The sequence below is a fragment of the Methanocalculus chunghsingensis genome, from assembly GCF_018132105.1.
Taxonomy (GTDB): Archaea; Halobacteriota; Methanomicrobia; order Methanomicrobiales; family Methanocorpusculaceae; genus Methanocalculus; species Methanocalculus chunghsingensis.
This window is the reverse complement of the sequence record NZ_JWHL01000008.1, coordinates 16,282-36,815: the sequence shown is the minus strand read 5'-3', so window position 1 is coordinate 36,815 and position 20,534 is coordinate 16,282. Positions and strand designations below refer to the sequence as shown.

The window sequence follows — 20,534 nt, the reverse complement described above, 5'->3', positions numbered from 1 at the left end:
AATATTCACTTTCCTGTTGCCTTTTTACTTCATTTATGGGTGTTTGAATCAGCCAGGAAATCATCACTAATCTGTGATGCTGACCTTATACTCGCATAATCATATCCACAATCTTTATATTATTTTGAACTAATATCTGCGATACTTGCAGAGGGGGTCATGCATTTCACAAAAGCTGTGGAGCTGATCGCATCTTCAATGAATGCTTATAATACTTTATACTTTGAGAGGTGTTCGATGAGTACAACATCACGATATCTGGTTACAGGGGCGATGATATGGCTCCTTCTTGTCTTTCTTATTCCCGGAACAACGACTGCTGCTCATATCTATGTCGATTCCTTCAATGGAACAATGGCAGGGAGCGGACAGTCCGGAGGAATTCCCCTTGCAAATCCCTATGGTGTTGCGGTTGACTCCCTGGATGATGGAAATGTCTATGTTGCAGATACCCAGAATCACCGGGTGGTGAAGTTTGATCCATTTGGAACTGTGGAATGGTCAATTGGAACCCAGGGGTCCGGGGAGCGCCAGTTCCATGAACCAAAAGGGATTGTCGTCGATAACCAGGGTTTCATCTACATTGCTGATACAAAGAATCACCGGATTGTCCGCATCGATCGGGCAGGTGGGCAATGGCGAACATTCGGCTCATTTGGAAGTGCGAATGGAGAGATGAAGAGTCCGGGTGCTGTTGCGGTCGATGATACCTATCTCTATGTTGCTGATACCGAGAATCATCGCATCCAGATACTTAATAAAGATGGCAGCTTTGTGAGGGCTTTTGGCCAGGCGGGAACCATTAATGGAACATTCCGATATCCGGTCGGCATCTCGGTCGATTCGTCAATGAATATATATGTGATGGATCAGCAGAACTTCCGGGTTCAGGTCTTTGATATCAATGGCGTCTACCAGAGAAGCTGGGCTTCCGATGGGTATGGTATCCTGATAAATGAGGAGAACAACATCTTCTCAACAGACTGGACTTCGAATCTGATCAGGGTAACAGACAACGTAGGTGGATCAATAACAGCGTTTGGTGATGATCCCGGGATCAGTCAGCTGGATGAGCCCCGTGATATCGGGATCAAGCGGGTTCTGGCAACGCCTGGAAGGACTCCATTTATTTATGTGGCAGATACCGGCAATAACAGAATCTCGATCTGGGCGCCTGAAGGTTCAACCCTCCCTCCTATCGCTGATTTTGAATTCGAGAGTATCACTCCGGCATCTGTGCCTCATGGGGTATGGCTCAACGATACATCCAGTTCAGATCCTGAGGGGAGAAAGCCGACAACATGGCGATGGGAGGTCTCCAGAGATGGAGGTCCATGGGGTATCCTCTATGAGACCCAGTCTTATGAACAGCGTAACTACACGCATGAATTCACCGATGTAGGAACGTACTCGGTCCGCCTGACAGTGAGAAACGGAGAAGGGACCGACACGATCACCAAATCTGATCTCTTCAGTGTGACTGCCGCTCCCCATCTCACCTTCGATCCCGATCAGATGGATCTGACGATCGGCCAGGAGCAGATCATCGGTCTCTGGCTCGATATTCCGGCAGGACATACCCCGAATGATCTCTCCGGGTTTAATATCACGCTCAGCCTCTCAAATGATAATGTGAAGATCACAGATGTCCGCCCGTCCCCTCTCTGGAATGCCTATGAATTCCAGACCGAATATGCCGCGCTCCCTGGAAGCAGTGTCTGGGTGACAGCGGTTGATCTGAATGGTGAATCAGGAAGAGACTCTCTTCATCTCTTCGATCTGGTGGTTGTTGCCGATAGCGGAAGCGGATCAACAGTACTGACGATTGAGAAGACTTCGATACCGGGTGATTCCGGTGATGAGATCCATATCGCTGATCGTGAAGGAGGGATCTATCGGCCGGTTGTCAATGATGCCGTCATCAATGTTGAAGGGGTCCTGTCATTCCCCCGGCCATCAGGAGGCCTCTTCCCCTCGCCAACGGCACGTGGTATTATTGCAAATACCTATGAAGATCTCGATGGAAACGGGAGAATCGGCTTCAATGATGTCGTCATCTTCTGGAATAATATGGATGCAATCGCTACCGGCAATCATGGTACAGTTGATTACTATAACTATGATGGTGTTGGCGGAATTACGACAAATGATATGAGGACGCTCTACCGTGCAATCGAGTGATGGGAGAATCTCCTCTCACTCTCAACTATTGCTCGTTATGATTATGCATCTGGCAGGGACAGGGATGGTGATACTGGCATGAAACCGGCAGTCTGGCTCCTGATTATCATAGTCTCTTTGCTTCTTGTACCCGGTGGTTCGGCAGTTCTGGTCTCTCCGGAGTCCTCATCCGGATCATCCTATGAGATGGCCTTCATTCCGGCTGAGGTTACCGCAGGGACGGGAGATAGTATTGATGTTACCCTGAAGGCGATAACTGCCCCGAATGGTCTCATTGGATTTAATATAAGCTTTTATCTTGATAACCCCGATGTTGGGGAGATTGTTGAGGTAATCTTCCCTTCATGGGTTGATCTACGGCAGCAGAGTTCACTTCCGGGTGATGAGGTCTGGTGCAGGGGTGCAGATCTCGGGGACGGCCCCGGCGGTTCGGATATTACCGTCCTGACTCTTCGTATCAGGGCTGATGCCCCCGGGATGACCGGAATCAGGATTCGTTCCGGGGAGGGGTATCTCGATGATGCAGCCGGTTATCGGGAATATCCCCCTCCCATCTCTGCTCTTCTGCATGTTGGGTCAGATCCCGGACCGACACCAACTCCTGAGCCCACCCCCATTCCGACTCCTGAACCAACACCCAGCCCTCAACCGGATACATCCTCTGTTCTTCTTGCAGGGGATGAGGACGAACTCTCCGTCGGGCAGACGGCTGTCTATACCGTGGTGATGGAGAACGCGGATCAGGGCATTTCCGGCTATAATATTACGGGTTTTGTCTCTGACTCCTCGGTTCTTGAGATCACATCGGTCTCCTTCCCTTCATGGGCAAATATGCCGGAGCATGGACCGCTTCCAGCAGAGAGTGTCTGGTGCAAGGCGGTTGATCTGGCCGGTGATTCCGGAACAGGAGAAGTGGCCCTTGTCATGATGACCGTCCGTGCAGTCGCGCCGGGAGAGGCCGGGATTGGTATTCTTGAGGGGCATCTTATCGATGATCGTCAGGGTGGACTGTACTGCCCGGCCCTTCAAGATCGATCGATTACGGTCAAAGAGATGCCACCCCCTCCCCAGGCTGATTTTTTTGTCAATCAGACTGAAGGAATTATCCCATTCCCTGTTACACTGACGGATCGATCGACAGGTACCGTTGATGCATGGCTCTGGGATTTCGGGGATGGGACAACCTCATCAGAGCAGCATCCGGTTCATGTCTATCAGGATCCTGGCACCTATTCGATCTCTCTCACCGTCACGAATGCAGGTGGGGAGGATCATATAATCACGGACTCCATCATCACCGCACATCCGCCACCTCCATCGGCAGCATTCGATGCCGATATCAGAGAAGGCAATGCTCCCCTCTCTATCTCATTTAGTGATCTCTCATCAGGAACCATCGATGAGTGGCACTGGATGTTTGGTGATGGCGGTGAATCAACCCTTGAAAACCCGGTATACAGCTACACTACCCCGGGAATCTATACTGTCAGCCTCATGGTCAGAAATGGCGGCGGATCTGATACCATCACAAAAAGTGATTATATTAATCTCCTTCGCCATTTTCCAAAGCCTCAAGGAGGATTCTTTCCAAAACCCCAGGATATGACCGGAGATCGGCTTTATGAGGATCTTGATGGCAATGGAAGAATCGGGTTTAATGATGTCATCTTATTCTATGAAAATATCGAGGTGTTGCGACTCGGAGACTTTGGCCAGATAGAGCTCTTTGATTATGATGGAAACGGCCGAATCGGGTTTAATGATGTGGTGGTGCTCTACGAGATGGTCTGAAAACCGGCAGGGTGCTGAAAGGATGATGACAGGTATCTGGAATGGTTTAGGTTGCTGATAAACAATGGATTGTTTAATAAACGCGGGTGTCAGGATATGAAGTGTACTACATTGATATACCTTGGAGTAATTCTCGGTCTTGGCCTCCTCTGTTCACCATGTCTGGCAGAGGAGGAGTATATCTTTTTCAAGTCGTTTGAGGTACTGGATTCGCCATTTGATCGCCCGTACGATGTTGCCATCGATTCGACCGGTAATGTCTATGTTGCTGATACATATAACAGCCGGGTTGTCAAGTTTGATCAGGCCGGTACTTTCATCAGGGAATGGGGTTCATTTGGAACCGGTGAACTGGAGTTTCAGTATCCAAAGGGGATCGCAGTCGATCGGGGCGATCGGGTCTATGTTGCGGATACCAACAACCACCGGATTGTCGTGTATGACTCGGAAGGTGTGTATCAGCGTTCCTATGGTTCATATGGAGATGGTGCGGGACAGCTCACCAGCCCGACCGGTATTGCGGTCGATACAATCAACTGGATTTATGTTGCAGACTCCGGTAATAACAGGATACAGAAGATTAACCGTATAAGCGGGGTCTTTGAGTCTTTTGGAGGTCCCGGAACCGGTGAGGGGCAGTTTCTCAATCCTGTTGACGTGATGGTGAATGAATCAGGTTATATCTATGTTATCGATGACCTGAACGGCCGGATTCAGTGTTTTAATACTGCTGGCACATTCCAGAGGGCCTGGGATACACCAGGATATGGCATCGCTGCTGATGACAATAACCTGGTGTATCTCGCCGATCCCGCCAATGATCGGATCATCAAGCAGACCCCTGAAGGTGAGACGCTCCTTGTGTTTGGATCCGGTGGTGCAGGAGATGCAGAATTCTCAAGCCCCCGTGGTGTTGCAGTCCGAAGATCCGGAGGACTTGGCCTGACGCCTTTTGTTTATGTTGCAGATACCGGGAATAACCGGGTGTCCATCTGGGTACCGGCAGGATATCCTCTTCCTCCGGTTGCAGGGTTTACCGCATCGCCAACCCATGGATCAGCACCCCTTAATGTCTGGTTTACAGACGAATCTTTCAATAACCCGACATCATGGAGATGGGATCTGGGAGACGGAACAGTACTCACCGAGCAAAACCCCCAATATCGGTACGAAACACCGGGAACCTATACAATAACCCTGACGGTTACAAATAACGAGGGGAGCTCAACAGAGGTGAAGACGAATTGTATCACGGTCACTGAGGCTCCTGTGATGCCGTATCTTGAGTTCCGGCCCTATACTCTGGAGGACAGATACGAGATCCGGTTGGGACCCGGACAGACCGAGAAGTTCGGGCTCTGGCTTGTCTATCCAGCCGGAGGATCCGGTGTTCTCTCGGGATTCAATCTGACACTCTCTCTTACAGATAACGGGGTTGCAGAATACATTGATGTGGAGTTCCCTGCATGGGCTCATTTTGATCACGTCTCAAACCTTCCATCTGTCGTTGTTACCTGTACAGCAACCGATATACGCTCCGATGTCGTGGCGAGCAGGGAGATACATCTACTGGATCTGACGGTTGAGGGTGGCACAACGCGAGGAAATGCGATGATGATGGTGGGCGGCGGTCCGCGTGCAATTCAGGATCGTGAAGGACGGACATACCAACCAAATAATGGGGTTATTGTTCAATCAAAGCAGATACGCATCTCTGATGTCCTGCCATTTGGTTCATTTCCAAATCCGACCATGAGGGGGAAAATATCGGGAACCTATGAGGATCTCGATGGAAACGGGTTTATCGGGTTCAATGATATTGTCATCTTCTATAACTATATGAATACGATCAAGGAAGGAGAGCATGGGGATATCGATTATTTTGATTATGATGAGAATGGATGGATTGGGTTTAATGACGTTATAACCCTGTATAATGCGTTGGAATGGTCATGAGGAGAGAATCCTGATCCCCTCTCTCTTTTCCCGGAGATGAAGGCTTCACGATTAAATAGAGAAAATGATACGGGTTGATAATACTATTTCCCCTTCAACGCCGCTTAGGATACGACCAGAGAATGTCATGGTATCCTGTACCGGGGGGTATGAATCCCGAAACAATGGAGTGTATTCTCTCAAAAGGGAACCAAAAAACCTGCTATTCCGGTCTCGCTTCGTATCTCTCGGGATGCCTTTATGGTATCTGCTTCTGCTGGTTTCTCTCTGCCTTCTCTCAATCTGTACATCTGCTTCTGCCCACTCCGGTCTGTTATCCCTGAACCCCAATCCCATGGACGAAGGGGATCTTCCCCCGGTCATCATAGCAGAGCCGGGGATCCTTTCGCTAACTTCTGGTGAGAAGCTGGCGATAACACTCTACCTGGATCCAGCCCGGAGTGGGTTTGCCGGATACAACATCAGCATGTATCTCGGTGAACCGGGTATTGTTGAGATAGATCAAATTGCCTTTCCGGAATGGGCGTATCTTTCCACCTACCAGAAGAGTGGATCTCCTGCTGATGCGGTCTGGTGCAAGGCGATAGATCTTACGGGGGCAGGGGGAACCGGCAATGTCACCCTCATCTCATTTACCCTGCATGCTCTCTCGCCTGGCAATACAACGGTTCATCTATCCGAAGAATCCCTGATTGATGATCGACAGGGTGGCCTGTATCTACCTCACCTGACACCAGTTGAGGTGGTCGTCAGGCCTGCTCCGACCCCTGAGCCGACACCTACGGCCACTCCCACTCCGGTTCCGACGCCGACGCCGACGCCTGCTCCGACCCCTGAGCCGACACCTACGGCCACTCCCACTCCGGTTCCGACGCCGACGCCTGCTCCGACTCCTGAGCCGACACCTACGGCCACTCCCACTCCGGTTCCGACGCCGACGCCTGCTCCGACCCCAACCCCCAGACCTGTGATCCCCGTCACCGATCTGACGGTGATAAACACTACATCCGGATCCGCACACCTCACCTGGACTCCTGCTGTTGATGCACAATCAGTACACCCTGAGGTGAGTACAGATGGCGGAACAAGATGGGAAGCAGGTAATCATACCCCGATTCCCCCTGATGCCGGGGAGACCATTCTGGATGGCCTGGCTCCATATACCGACTATCAGATCCGACTGGTGGTACTGGGAGGGTATAGCGAAGGTATCTCCAATACCGTTATCTTCAGGACCGAACCCGGATATCTCCTCAGCAGAACATTTGGATCATATGGCTTTTCACCCGTCCGGTTTCGGGATCCAGCCGGAATCGCCGTCTCTCCTGCCGGGGAGATCATCGTTGCCGACAGGCAGAATAACCGGGTTATGATCTTTGATAATGAAGGAAGTGTCATAAAGAGTATAGGAGCAGATCTGAGTGTTCCGGTTGGTCTTTGTGTCGATGCGAAGGGTGACATCTACCTTGCTGATGCAGGAAACCACCGGATTATCACCTTTGATTCTTCCGGAAGTTATCAGAGAGAGATTGGATCACGGGGGTCGGAACATGGGGAGCTTCTCTTCCCTGGCGATGTGGTGGTGAACCGTTCAGGATTCATGTATGTCTCCGACACATCGAACCATCGGATCCAGCTCTTTAATCCGGATGGAGATCTTGTCTGGAGTCGAGGATCGTATGGGAGCGGCATCTGGCAGTTCCAGTACCCACAAGGGATGACAATCGATCCCTCAGAGACGATCTATATAGCAGATCGGGAGAATAACCGTATCGTCGCTATCGACCTCTCTCTGGATTTCCGGGTATTTGGGGAGTATGACGCCGGTGATGATCAGCTGAACCGTCCCAGGGATCTGGCATGGAGCCCGGAAGGGTTTTTCTATGTCGCTGATACGGGGAACACCAGGATCGTTGCCATGGATCTGAATGGAGAGATTCTTCATATAATCAACAATGAGGCCCCCTCTTCGGTTGATATCACCTCCCCTTCCGGCATCGCCGTCGATTGTAATGGGACTCTCTATATTACCGACAGCAGCCTCCACAGGGTTGCCATCATCACCTATCATGGTCCTGTTGCTCCACCATCTCCAGCCTTCACTGCCACTCCCCGTTCAGGATATGCCCCGCTTACGGTTCGGTTTGATGATATCTCTATGGGGCGTGTCACCTCATGGAACTGGAATCTCGGAGATGGGACGATGAATGTCTCCCGGTATCCTGAAAAGATATATTCCTCTCCAGGCACGTACACCGTCTCACTTACTGCCGGTAATCAGGGAGGAATGGCAACCATGGTTCAAAATGACTTCATCACTGTCCACCTCAGGGGTGATCTGAACAGAAATGGACGGATCGATATCGGGGATCTCTCACGGGTCGCCTATATGGCAGCAGGATATGGTGAGGGTGTTAAGGAGGCCGACTTCAACGAAGACGGAGTGGTGGATGGAGCTGATGCAGCCTATATTGCCTACGCATATCTGGGGATGACCGGGCCACCGGGCGGAGATGGTATATGATACTGAAGAGAGAACGTCAGATGGGATCTATTGCCGAGGGGAGAGAGAAACGAGTATGCATTCTGATAGAGGGCGGTCAGGCAGTTCATCATGAAGCACTGTCCGGACTCCATGGAATGAATGGATGTGATCATCGATGATACCAGGGAAAAAAATCATTTTTGTACTACTGTTCGGGCTGGCACTCATTGCCGGCACCCCTTCATCCGCACTGGAGGAGTATATTTTCATCGGGTCGTTTGGGACATCCGGATCGGGTGATGGGGAGTTCCTGACACCGATTGGTATTGCTGTGGACATCCAGGGGAATATCTATGTAGCTGATACCGATAACCATCGTATCCAGATGTTTGATGGTTATGGCAGCTTTATTCGTCAGTGGGGGGGAGAAGGGGTTGCTGATGGCGGCTTTTCACAACCCCGGGGCGTTGCCGTCGATGATAGTGGGAGGATCTATGTAGCAGATACCGGCAACAACCGGGTTCAGGTCTTTGCCCAAAATGGATCCCACCTCTTATCTTTTGGATCATATGGTTCCGGTGAATATGGTTTGCTCCAGCCTTCAGGGATTGCAGTTGATGCCGCATACATCTATATCGCTGATACCGGGAACAACAGGATCCAGATATTCACTAAATCAGGGACACATATACGTTTTTTAGGTGGATCAGGTACCTCTGAAGGGAGATTCAGGTATCCGAGCGGGGTTACGGTTGACAATATGGGAAATCTCTATGTAATGGATGAGATAAATAGTCGGATTCAGAAATTCGCTCCCGATGGCGAGTATATAAACCAGTGGACGACCGGTGGTTATGGTATCACGGTTTCTGATGCAGGGGATATCTATAATGTTGATTATAATGCCCGCCAGATAAAAAAGTGGAATGATACGGGCGACATTCTTGCCATATTCGGTTCTGATCACCTTCGTTTCCCCCGTGGTGTTGCGGTGAGGATGGTTGGCCAGACCGGGAGAACTCCGTATGTATATGCGGTTGATACGGGAAATGCCCGGATCGCAATCTTTGCTCCAAGAGGTAACCCTCTTCCTCCGATAGCCGGTTTCAGCCATACCCGTCTGGATACGACAAACTCCGTTCCGCTCTCCATCCAGTTCACCTATACCCGGCAGGAGCTGGTTGAACGGGCTCCTTTAAGCTGGCATTGGGATTTTGGTGACGGTGCGACTTCCGATGTTGAAAATCCCCGACATACCTATACAACTCCCGGTCTGTATACAGTCAGCCTGACGGTTGAAAATGAGGAGGGGAGGAGTACGGTGACCATGACCGACCTGATACGGGTAACGCCTGCACCGGAACTCTATTTCGTACCCGACAAGATCATCTCTGTTCCTGACAAGGATCACTCATTCAGCCTGTTCCTGAGAGTTCCGGAGGGGCAGGTTCCCGATGATCTCTCCGGATATAATCTCACTGTTACCGTGGGAACAGAGAACCCATTCCTTGATCTATTGCCGATTGTTGATCTTACCTTCCCCACATGGGCACAGTTCAATGATCTCTCTCTTCTCCCATCGAGTACTGTATGGTGTCGTGCCATCGATCTGAATGGTGATTCCGGACATGGAACCATCCATCTTCTCGACCTCACAATACGCACCTCTACAACCGGAGAGTATATTCTGGGTATTCTGGATGAGGTCGATGGACCGGTTTTCGAGGTTGAGGATAAACAGGGGAATTTATATCGTTCGGTTGTTATTTCTTCGGAGATTATCGTTAAGGATCGGCTCCCGTTCCCCGGAGGACTTGAGGGCGATTTCCCGGATCAGAGGAGTATCTCTCCCAGCTCCAATTCTGAACCTTTCATTCAGGGGATGCATTATAATGATCTTGATGGAAATGGACGACTGGGCTTTAATGATGTCGTGGTGTATTATCGCAACATCGGGCCGATACGCGATGGTGATCATGGCCGCATTCTGCATTATGACTATGATGCAAATGGATATATCGGCTTTAATGATGTTGTAATCCTAAATGGGTGGGTAGGATGATTTTATGAGAATAAATATTGTATCAGTAATTATCGTCTCTCTATGCTTTCTGGTAACACCTGCCCTCGGGGCTGATGTTATTGTATCGCCAGCCGGGAGTCTTTCTCTCGGTGTTGGTCAGCAAATTCCTCTGACGATCGGAATCACCGGTGCTACAGATGGGATATCAGGGTTCCATCTCAATCTTGAAGTGACGGATCCGCATATCCTTGATGTTGCCGATGTAACCTTCGCGGAATGGGTGATGCTGGAAGAATTTGTATCTCCAGGCACAGAAACCGGTCATATAAGGGGTGTTGATCTCTCCCAGCTGGCAGAACCTGGAGAGGGTTCATTTCAGTTTGCAGTCCTCTCTCTTGCCGGCGTTGCCAATGGTATGGCAACCATAACCATCACTCCGCATATCCTTGAAGATGACTTTGGCGATCTGTATAATGGTTCACCCATTGTCATTCCTGTGACTGTCGGTGTTAGTGCTTCTCCGGCATCCGGTGGTTCCGGTGGAGGGGGGTCCTCATCTTCAACACCTGTTGTTACCGCGACTCCCACTCCCACACCCACACCTGCCATGACTCCTGGTATCACAACAGTCGCAACGCCGGAAGAGACTCCCGAGCCTGTAGCAGATCAAGTGACCCCTCTGGATTCCGAATCTGGTCATATGGAGGATCAGGTGGTTTCGGTCGATGAACCGGATCTTCAGAAATCTCCCGGAGGGCTATTCCTTCCCATTCTGGGATCTCTCATCGCCCTGCTGTTGATTGGATCTCTGCATGGTCGTGATCCGGAGAATTAGCGTGAAGATCTCTTCTCATCTCCTCTTTCTTCTTCTTGCCTGCCTATGTCTGACAGCTTCGGCAGGCGCCGATGAGGCCCCTTCAATCCAGAACAATGGAGTTCCCATCTCGATCATCCCTGATCCCGAATATCTGGTTGCTGAAGTTGGCGATCTGGTCGAATATTCATTTCTGGTAGAGGATGCTCCTGATGGAATTTCAGGGTACGAATTCATCATCCAGATTGATGATCCAGAAATCGGCGAGATAACGTCAGTCCTCTTTCCCGGGTGGGCGGATCTCCCGGAGAACAGTACCCTTCCCGGTCAATTGGTCAGATGCAAGGCAGTTGATCTTACCGGTGCTGCCGGGACAGGGGAGGTTCTCCTGATCACCATCTCTGTCCGGGCGATTGCACGTGGATATACTCCTCTGCAGATCCAGGTAGATAGTATCGATCCCCTGGGACCAGGCAAATATGATCCGATCGTCTCCTCGGCTGTTCTCAATGTCGGGGATGTCCCTGTTCCTCCCCAGAAGCCTGCTGCACGATTCAGTGCTGATCCGGTTGCAGGTGTTGCCCCTTTATCTGTCCGCTTTATGGATCAGTCAGATGGGAATCCTGATGAATTTTTATGGGATTTTGGAGATGCAACCGGTTCAATGGAACAGCACCCGACAAAGATATACACCATACCCGGACTCTATACTGTATCCCTGACGGTGTCGAATACCGGGGGGAGTAGTATCCTCACAAAAGAAGACTTTATCCACGTTCAGGAAACACCTCTTCCACCCACTGCACATTTTCTTGGAGATCCGACCAGCGGGGCTGCACCACTCCTTGTTGCTTTTACCGATCATTCCACCGGAGATCCGGACTTCTGGCTCTGGGATTTTGGAGATGGAACAGCCTCTGAAGAACAGCATCCAACAAAGATCTATGAAGATGTCGGTACCTATACCGTCAGCCTCACCACCGGGAAAGACATAGGGAGTAATCGTTCAACACGAGAGGGGTATATCACCGTCACCTCTCCCGCTGATCCCGAATATTATCTCTTCCGGAGGAGCTGGGGATCGTTTCTGAGTTCTCCTCGTGGCATCGCCATATCCTCATCAGGCATCGTCTCTGTCGCAGATATGCTGAATAACCGGATCATGATCTTTTCTTCTGAAGGCACCTTCGTCCAGGAGATCACCGGTGCTCCGGGAGAAAACCTGGGCGGACCTGTCGGCGTCTCCTATGATGAAGCCGGCCGGCTCTATGTGGCTGATACAGGGAACCACCAAATCCGGATATTTGACTCGGATATGCAGTTCCTTCGTTCATTTGGTGAGAGGGGATCTCTCCAGGGAGAGCTCTCATTTCCCGGCGGCATTGCCATAAACCGATCCGGGGTTCTTGCTATTGCTGATACAGGAAACCACAGGATTGATCTCTTTAACTCTGAGGGTGGCTTTATCCGCCATTTCGGCTCACAGGGGTCGGGTGATGGAGAGTTCAGATCCCCGCAGGGTGTCCGGTTTGATCGTGATGATACCCTCTATGTTTCCGACTCCGGGAATAACCGCGTGGTTGCTTATGATCGATCCGGGGTCCAGATCCGCACCTACGGCCCTTCGCTTGAAGGTGATGGGGGGCTGACAGCGCCCCGCGATGTTGCCATATCTCCTTATGGAGAACTGTTCATCGCAGATGCCGGAAATGGAAGAATTATCGCATTTCATCAGAACGGAACATATATCGGATCATTTGGCACTGGTCGCCTCTCATCTCCGTCCGGAATTGCCGTTGATAGCCGTGGTGATCTCTATGTGACAGATGCAACCCATAACGCCGTCTTTGTATTTTCACCATCAACTCCCCCTTCCCCTCCTGTTGCCGATTTTGCTGCAGATCTGCTCGTTGGTCCTGCCCCTCTTACTGTAACTTTCACCGATCGGTCAACCGGCTACCCGGACAATTGGGAATGGAGTTTTGGTGACAAAACAATCGTCCGTGATCAGCATCCCATAACGATCTTCGAAATCCCGGGAAGATACCGGGTATCCCTCACGGTATCAAATCATGCCGGAAACGATACGCTGACACGAAATGAGTATATTATTGTCAATCCGAGAGGTGATCTGAATGGCAACGGCAGGGTGGATATCGGAGATGTTGCAAGAGTGGCATACATTGCGGTCGGACTCATTGACCAGGATCCCAGGGCGAAATTAACGGATCCTCTTTCCGATCCGGTAAATCACAGTGATGCTGCAAAAATTGCGTATCATTATGTGGGTGCGATACAACTTGGATAAATAGTATCTCAAATTTTTTCCCGAGTCTGATATTCGATATCTCGGGATACCATCGGAGAGTGGTTCGATTCTCCGGGATGTTATGTTTTATAGTCTTGCCTGATCCAATAAACAGGGATGAAACTTGAAGAGCTGAGGTTTGGGACGGAACTTCTGAAGCGGGGTTTTGCATCGATGCAGAAGGGCGGCGTCATCATGGATGTCGTCTCTGCTGAAGAGGCAATAATCGCAGAAGAAGCCGGTGCGGTTGCGGTAATGGCGCTTGAACGTGTTCCTTCGGATATCAGGAAGATGGGGGGTGTCGCCAGGATGGCAGATCCAACCAGGATCGTCGAGATCACCGAAGCGGTCTCGATCCCGGTCATGGGGAAGGTCAGGATCGGCCACTTCGTCGAGGCGCAGGTGCTCCAGGAGCTTGGTGTCGATATGATCGATGAATCTGAAGTGCTGACACCGGCAGATGAGGAGTTCCATGTCGATAAGAAGGTCTTCTCGGTGCCGTTCGTCTGTGGGGCACGCAATCTTGGTGAGGCGCTCAGGCGGATCAACGAGGGGGCAGCGATGATCCGGACGAAGGGTGAGGCCGGGACCGGCAACGTCGTCGAAGCCGTCAGGCATATGCGGGCCATTCAGTCCGAGATCCGGCTTATCTCCGGGATGGATACCCAGGAGCGGGCGGCGTATGCCCGGAAGATTGAGGCCCCGGTCGAGCTCGTCGAGGATGCAGCAGTCCGCGGGCGTCTTCCGGTTGTGAACTTCTCTGCAGGCGGTATTGCAACACCCTCCGATGCCGCACTGATGATGCAGCTTGGTGCAGACGGCGTCTTCGTCGGTTCAGGGATCTTCAAGTCAGAGAATCCTGAGAAGATGGCACGGGCGATCGTTGAGACGGTCCATCACTTCAATGATCCCAAGGTTATTGCAGAAGTGAGCCGTGGCCTTGGTGAGGCGATGAAGGGCATCGACATCCATACGCTCCGTCCGGACGAGGTGTTGCAGACCCGTGGCTGGTAGGATTGGAGTCCTTGCACTTCAGGGCGATGTCTCCGAGCACCTGGAGGCATTTCGCTTAGCGCTTGGTGATCGGGGGGAGGTATCTGCCTTCCGTACAGCATCCGAGATACCGGACTTTGACGGCATCGCACTCCCAGGAGGGGAATCAACAACGATTAACCGACTGATCCAGAATGCAGGGATGCAGCGCCCCCTTCAGGAGTACGATGGGGGGATTTTTGCCACCTGTGCCGGGATGGTTCTCCTTGCTACAGAAGTCGAGGATGACAGCCTCTTTGAGCCACTCGGCATCATGGATATGACGGTGAAGCGGAATGCTTTCGGACGCCAGCGTGAGTCATTTGAGGCCGATATTGACTGCGTCGGACTTGCAGATCCATTCCATGCAGTCTTCATTCGTGCACCTGTGGCAACCCGTGTCGGATACAAAACAGAAGTACTGGCGAAGCTTCCACAAGGATATATTGCAATCAGGCATGGCCTTCATATGGCCTTCTCGTTCCATCCCGAACTCAGTGGAGATCTGAGACTCCACCAGCTCTTCCTTGAAAACCTCGGCCTCTGATCTGCATCAGAGGAGCTCGAGGGCTTCTTTTCCTATCATTCCTTTGACAATTCCTTTTCCAACTGCATGTGTATTTGCCTCTTTGACTTCTGCATAGAGGATCTCCTCAATTGAGGTGATGGCAGGCCCGGTCATCGCCTGCATCTTTGCTGCAGGTACCCCGAACTTTTCAAGCGCGGCGATATCGAAGGCCCCACATCCGATCAACCCATCGCCTGCTGTAACAAAGATGAGATGAACACCGCCAACCGGGATCGAGTATCCGTCCGCCATCCGCTTCTCGAGGGGTATTGTGAGGTGTTGCATTGGACCCTCCCCCTCAGTCATCGAGTGTTCCAAAGTAGGAGACGATCTTATCGGCAATCGGTTCTGCCGATCCCATTGCGATGCTATCCTCCCGGACATCACCTGGATAGAATCCCCTTCCGATGATATGGCCGATATACCCGTACTCATGGGTCGAGAGGAAGGCTTCAAGTGTCTCAAGTGTCCGGGTTCCTCCCTTGTCTGCACAGACCGCGATTGCAACCGCCTTCTTTCCGGCAAGCTTGCGGTCATGCCAGAGCGAGTAGGTCCGGTCGATGAGGTTTTTCACCTGTCCGCAGACATCAAAATAGTATGTGGGCGATCCGATGATCAGAAGATCTGCATTGACCATCTTCTCGATGATCTCATGCCAGTCATCATTTTTAATGACACAGCATTTCTCTTCCTTACATTTCTCACACCCGATGCAGGGTTTGATCTCTTTGCCTGAGAGTGAGATGAACTCGGTTGGAACACCCTTTTGCGCGACATGCCTGAGGATCTCCTGGACCAGAATGGCGGTATTCCCCTCGCGCCGCATACTCCCTGATATGCCAAGTACCTTCATAGAGGTATCCTTCATCTCTGATCTCTAATATCTTCTGATCGTGGCCATGAGTCCGATTGACGAGAAGATATCTGCAAGTTCTGAAGCCGGATCATCCAAACGGATAAAGAGGTGGGACCGACACCGGCAGTCGGAGGCCCCGAAACCCGGTATTGACGGGCCGCCCACCAGATCTGCAAGGGTGCACTCAAGACGTTCGGTTGTCGGTGCAGCAACCGATGCAATCAACCGGGTTGAAGGATGCTGGAGGAGGTAGTCGATGTGCCAGTGCGGCCGCCTCCCGTCATGGGCGGTCGTTTTGTGGCGGCTGATCCGTCCAAGCCCCCCCGGCCCGAGGGCGGATCCGACATAGATGAGGTATCCTCCGGGTATCGTGAGATTGCCAAGCGCTCCAATCTCTATATCGGCGCCTTTGGATTCGAGCACGAGTGTATAGATTCCCTTATCCATGATAGGACTGGAGGCACTGCCGGGTGGCAAGCAGATGTCTTCCTGCGCCACTCTTCACCGGCTGCTCATGGCCTGGCCAGAGCGACTCAACCCGGAGCATTGCGAGCTTTTCGACCGATCGTTTCAGGTCTCCGGCGTTTCCACCGGGAAAGTCGGTCCTCCCGAATGATCCCCCGGGGAAGACGGTATCACCGGAGATGAGTGCCGCCTCTTCCTCATGATAGAGGCAGATGCTTCCCCTGGTATGGCCGGGGGTATGGATGACCCTGAGTGGCCCGATCTGGTCTCCGTCGCTGAGGATCCGATCGGGTATGATCATTGGGGGGCGTGCGCCGAAGTGAAACGAGAGGCTCTCAGCCTCGGATCTGAGGGCACCTGCATCCTCCTCATGGATACAGACCGTTGCACTGCACATCGCCTTGATCTGAGCGAGATGGGCTGTATGGTCGAAGTGTCCGTGTGTCAGAATGATCGTCTCAATCCTGTCTTTATATTGTTCAAGAGCCATCGGGAGAACCCCTGCATCGATCAGAATATCTCCGATAAGATAGGAGTTCGCCTGCCAGCCGCTCCCGGGTATCCACTGGACGGGCATGCAGGATAATAAGCTCTCCAGACAGATGGTTCTTATGCATGCACTCATCAGGCAGTGCCGCTCTGATCCCCCTCCGGAGCTCACAGCGGTTGCCAGGACTGAAGGTATCTCCCCGGAGAGGATGGCAGAAGCAGTTCAGCGAGGGCGTATTGTCATTCCTGCCAACCCGCGGCGGAATGCCCGTCTGATCCCTATCGGGGAAGGGTGCCGCGTCAAGGTTAATGTGAATATCGGGACCTCACAGGGAAGATGTGATCCCGATCTCGAGATGGTCAAGGCTGCCGCCGCCATCGATGCAGGTGCGGACGCCCTGATGGATCTTTCAACTGCCGGAGATCTCAGGGAGATGCGTCGGAAGATCCTCTCCCTCGATATCCCTGTTGGAACGGTTCCGATCTACGAAGCGGTCCGCCGTGCCGGATCTGCAGCCGATCTCACTGCTGATATTCTCTTCTCGGTGATCCGGGAGCAGGCCAGGCAGGGTGTTGATTTCATGACCCTCCACTCCGGTGTGAATCTTGATGCATTCGAGGCACTCCGGCTCGATCCAAGGACACTCGGTGTCGTATCACGGGGTGGGGCGTTCCATGTCGCATGGATGGCGGCAACGGGTGAGGAGAACCCTCTTGCAAAGGAGTTCGATTACCTCCTTGAGATCCTTGCCGAAGAGGATGTCACCCTGAGTCTTGGTGATGGAATGCGACCCGGAGCACTCGTCGATGCGAGCAGGCTTGCCAAGACGACCGAGTACCTGACCCTTGGCAGGCAGGCCCGTATCGCGCTGCAGGCCGGGGTACAGCGGATGATCGAGGGGCCCGGTCATATCCCGATCCATGAGGTTGCATGGAATGTGAAGGTCATCAAAGAGGTGACCGACCATGCGCCGCTCTACCTCCTCGGCCCGCTCGTCACCGATATTGCAACCGGGTATGATCACGTCGTCGGCGCCATCGGGGGCGCTATTGCGGCATCAGCAGGGGCAGATTTCCTCTGCATGGTCTCTCCGGCCGAGCATCTTGCCCTCCCTGATGAACGCGAGATCATCGAGGGGACACGGGTCGCACGGATCGCCGCCCATGTCGGGGATATCTCCCGGCGCGGCGGGGTTTCCGGATGCCCTGAAGAGGAACGCATGGCGATTGCCCGGCGTGATCTCGATTGGGAGGGGCAGTATGCTGAAATGCTCTTCCCTGACCATGCACGTGCCATCCACGATCGCGACACCGAGAGGGAGACCTGTTCGATGTGCGGGGATCTCTGTGCGGTGAAGATGGTTCGGGAGATATTTGACGGGGATCAGAAGAAGTAGGATTCGCCAATACTATCCTCCCTGGTCTCCGGAAGAGACTATTTTTCGGTTATTTTTACCAATGAAGGATCAGATTCATTCTGTAGACAGACCACAGGGTGGGAGGATACTCCCTCCCCTCATGGCTGGCTGCTCCCTCATGCAACGCCGAGTATCCGCGCGGCGAGGTGTGCTGCATTCTCCCCGCCATCAACTGCGACGCAGGCGACCGGGACGCCCTTTGGCATCTGGGCGATCGAGAGGAGTGCATCGAGCCCACCCATCACTTTTCCGCTCACAGGGACCCCGATGACCGGTTTTTTTGTCTTTGATGCGATGACGCCGGGGAGGGCGGCGGACATTCCGGCGATCCCGATGAAGACGCGGGCATCGCTCTTCCCGATATACTCCTGGAGTTCCAGAGGATCGCGGTGAGCTGAAATAACCCGTTCTTCATAGCTGATACCGTATTCTTCGAGTGTTACGCAGACTTTGCGAACGATCGCCTCGTCTGATTTTGATCCCGCGATGACAGCTACGTCGACCATAGGCTTCACCATCTATTAAGACCTTTATCTTCTTATAGTACGGTCGATCAGGATGCAGAACGAACTATTACTCATGATGCCAGGACCGGTCCCGATGCCGGAACGGGTCAGGAACGCGATGTCCCGGCAGGCGATCAACCACCGGGGGAAGGAGTTTGGCGGTGTCTATGCAGACTGCGTCAGGGTGCTGAAGGCTCTCTTTGGAACAGAGAATGATCTCTTCGTCCTCTCCGGGTCGGGTACCGCCGGGATGGAGGCCGCAATCGCCAACGTCGGCCTTGACCAGACGATCGTCTCGCTCGTCAACGGGAAGTTTGGCGAGCGTCTTGCTGAGATCAGCGGCAGATACGGGACCTCAGTCGCGATCGAATCCGAATGGGGCCATCCGTATGATCTTGAGGTACTTGCAGAGGCACTTGAGAACGGTGCCGGTATCGTGACGATGGTACATAACGAGACCTCGGCCGGTATCCTCAACCCTGCGGCAGAAGTTGGCCGGCTTGCCCGGAAACATGACGCACTCTTTGTGATGGACGGGATCACCTCCATCGGTGGGGAGCATGTCGCCTGTGATGAGTGGGGTGCTGATATTGCAATCGTCGGCTCACAGAAATGCCTCGCCGCACCAGCAGGCCTCTCAGCAGTCTCGGTCTCGGAGCGAGCCTGGGAGCGTCTCTCAGAGAAACGGCCGTATTATCTTGATCTGAAGGCATACCGGAAAGCAGGATCGAAGGATCCGATGGAGACGCCCTACACCCCGGCTGTCCCCCTCTTCTTTGCATTCCGGGAGGCATGCCTCATCGCCGAGGAGGAAGGGATCGAGAACCGTATCGCACGGCACAGGAAGCTTGCAGACGCTGTCCGGGCTGCTGCGAAAGAATGGGGTCTTCCCCTCCTCCCGGTCTCAGACAACCTCCATTCACCATCCAATACGGTGACAGCGATACAGTATCCTGACGGTGTCAGCGACGGAGACCTCCGGGGCAGCCTCAAGAAGATGGGTATTGAGATCGCCGGCGGCCAGGATCGCCTGAAAGGAAAGATCTTCCGTATCGGGACGATGGGCGCAACAGGCCCATCCGAGGTGCTTGCGACGGTTGCAGCGGTACAGGGGACCCTGAAGCGGCTCGGCTACAGCTTCGATGGAGATGGTGTCAGCGCCGCCACAGAGGTGCTGGTATGAAGATCGGGATCGCAGACACGACATTTGCACGGGCAAATATGGGTGCGGCGGCGGCAGATGAGATCCGCCGTCATACCAGCATCAGGATCGAGCGGTATACCGTGCCGGGATTGAAGGATCTCCCGGTCGCCTGCAAGAAACTGATCGAGGAGCGTGGCTGCGATCTCGTGATGGCGCTTGGGATGCCGGGTGGGGCAGAGAAGGATAAGGTCTGTGCCCATGAGGCGTCACAGGGCCTTCAGCTCGCGATGCTGATGACGAACAGGCATATCATCGAGGTCTTTGTCCACGAGGACGAGGCGAAGGATGATAAAGAGCTTGCGTGGCTGCTTGAACAGCGGACCCGTGAGCATGCAGTAAATGCCGTCAAGCTCCTCCTTTATCCGAAGGAGCTTGAACGGGATGCAGGGACCGGACAGCGACAGGGTTTTTCCGATGTCGGCCCGGCACGGCAGTAAG

Annotated in this window: 17 protein-coding genes; 12 read left to right on the top strand and 5 right to left on the bottom strand. The window is 52.7% G+C overall.

The window, feature by feature from the left end:
• The first annotated feature begins 237 nt into the window (after positions 1 to 237).
• The 9 genes from RJ53_RS06315 to pdxT all read left to right on the top strand — a co-directional run bounded on the left by RJ53_RS06315 (position 238) and on the right by pdxT (position 15,137).
• On the top strand, positions 238 to 2,181 hold the full coding sequence (locus RJ53_RS06315; protein WP_211530775.1) for a 6-bladed beta-propeller: 1,944 nt from the start codon (positions 238 to 240) through the stop codon (positions 2,179 to 2,181).
• 78 nt (positions 2,182 to 2,259) lie between these two features.
• Positions 2,260 to 3,972, top strand: a complete 1,713-nt coding sequence (locus RJ53_RS06310) for a PKD domain-containing protein (protein ID WP_211530774.1) — start codon at positions 2,260 to 2,262, stop codon at positions 3,970 to 3,972.
• 96 nt (positions 3,973 to 4,068) lie between these two features.
• Positions 4,069 to 5,928: a PKD domain-containing protein gene (locus tag RJ53_RS06305; protein ID WP_211530773.1), complete on the top strand. Its 1,860-nt coding sequence runs from the start codon at positions 4,069 to 4,071 to the stop codon at positions 5,926 to 5,928.
• A gap of 232 nt (positions 5,929 to 6,160) precedes the next feature.
• Positions 6,161 to 8,452: a PKD domain-containing protein gene (locus RJ53_RS06300; RefSeq protein ID WP_211530772.1), complete on the top strand. Its 2,292-nt coding sequence runs from the start codon at positions 6,161 to 6,163 to the stop codon at positions 8,450 to 8,452.
• 136 nt (positions 8,453 to 8,588) lie between these two features.
• Complete coding sequence (locus RJ53_RS06295; protein ID WP_211530771.1) at positions 8,589 to 10,475, top strand: PKD domain-containing protein; 1,887 nt, start codon at positions 8,589 to 8,591, stop codon at positions 10,473 to 10,475.
• A gap of 4 nt (positions 10,476 to 10,479) precedes the next feature.
• On the top strand, positions 10,480 to 11,271 hold the full coding sequence (locus tag RJ53_RS06290; RefSeq protein WP_211530770.1) for a hypothetical protein: 792 nt from the start codon (positions 10,480 to 10,482) through the stop codon (positions 11,269 to 11,271).
• Between the two features lies 1 nt (position 11,272).
• Positions 11,273 to 13,558: a PKD domain-containing protein gene (locus RJ53_RS11785; protein WP_211530769.1), complete on the top strand. Its 2,286-nt coding sequence runs from the start codon at positions 11,273 to 11,275 to the stop codon at positions 13,556 to 13,558.
• A gap of 117 nt (positions 13,559 to 13,675) precedes the next feature.
• Positions 13,676 to 14,572 (top strand): pyridoxal 5'-phosphate synthase lyase subunit PdxS, encoded by an 897-nt coding sequence (pdxS, locus tag RJ53_RS06280; RefSeq protein ID WP_211530768.1) that lies wholly within the window; start codon positions 13,676 to 13,678, stop codon positions 14,570 to 14,572.
• Positions 14,562 to 15,137: a pyridoxal 5'-phosphate synthase glutaminase subunit PdxT gene (gene pdxT / locus RJ53_RS06275; protein ID WP_211530767.1), complete on the top strand. Its 576-nt coding sequence runs from the start codon at positions 14,562 to 14,564 to the stop codon at positions 15,135 to 15,137. Before pdxS ends, pdxT begins: the two co-directional genes overlap by 11 nt.
• A gap of 6 nt (positions 15,138 to 15,143) precedes the next feature.
• Here the strand turns inward: pdxT and RJ53_RS06270 are convergent, their stop codons facing one another.
• The 4 genes from RJ53_RS06270 to RJ53_RS06255 are packed head-to-tail and all read right to left on the bottom strand — an operon-like array spanning position 15,144 to position 17,056.
• Entirely contained in the window at positions 15,144 to 15,443 is a 300-nt protein-coding gene (locus tag RJ53_RS06270) for a YunC family protein (protein ID WP_211530766.1), read from the bottom strand.
• Between the two features lie 13 nt (positions 15,444 to 15,456).
• On the bottom strand, positions 15,457 to 16,026 hold the full coding sequence (locus RJ53_RS06265) for a flavodoxin family protein (RefSeq protein WP_246496021.1): 570 nt from the start codon (positions 16,024 to 16,026) through the stop codon (positions 15,457 to 15,459).
• 9 nt (positions 16,027 to 16,035) lie between these two features.
• A complete protein-coding gene (locus RJ53_RS06260) occupies positions 16,036 to 16,461 on the bottom strand; it encodes a GIY-YIG nuclease family protein (RefSeq protein WP_211530765.1) in 426 nt (141 codons plus the stop codon).
• Positions 16,454 to 17,056 (bottom strand): MBL fold metallo-hydrolase, encoded by a 603-nt coding sequence (locus RJ53_RS06255; RefSeq protein WP_211530764.1) that lies wholly within the window; start codon positions 17,054 to 17,056, stop codon positions 16,454 to 16,456. Before RJ53_RS06255 ends, RJ53_RS06260 begins: the two co-directional genes overlap by 8 nt.
• Between RJ53_RS06255 and thiC the strand changes: the two genes are divergently transcribed.
• On the top strand, positions 17,055 to 18,365 hold the full coding sequence (thiC, locus tag RJ53_RS06250) for a phosphomethylpyrimidine synthase ThiC (RefSeq protein ID WP_246496020.1): 1,311 nt from the start codon (positions 17,055 to 17,057) through the stop codon (positions 18,363 to 18,365). The genes RJ53_RS06255 and thiC overlap by 2 nt on opposite strands.
• Positions 18,366 to 18,502: 137 nt before the next feature.
• On the opposite strand, the gene purE is transcribed toward thiC, so the two are convergent.
• Positions 18,503 to 18,892, bottom strand: coding sequence for a 5-(carboxyamino)imidazole ribonucleotide mutase (gene purE / locus RJ53_RS06245; protein WP_211530763.1), 390 nt, complete (start codon positions 18,890 to 18,892; stop codon positions 18,503 to 18,505).
• 52 nt (positions 18,893 to 18,944) lie between these two features.
• On the opposite strand from purE, the gene RJ53_RS06240 reads away from it, so the two are divergent.
• Positions 18,945 to 20,075: a pyridoxal-phosphate-dependent aminotransferase family protein gene (locus tag RJ53_RS06240; protein WP_211530762.1), complete on the top strand. Its 1,131-nt coding sequence runs from the start codon at positions 18,945 to 18,947 to the stop codon at positions 20,073 to 20,075.
• Entirely contained in the window at positions 20,072 to 20,533 is a 462-nt protein-coding gene (ribC, locus tag RJ53_RS06235) for a riboflavin synthase (RefSeq protein ID WP_211530761.1), read from the top strand. Before RJ53_RS06240 ends, ribC begins: the two co-directional genes overlap by 4 nt.
• The last annotated feature ends 1 nt before the right edge of the window (position 20,534 follow it).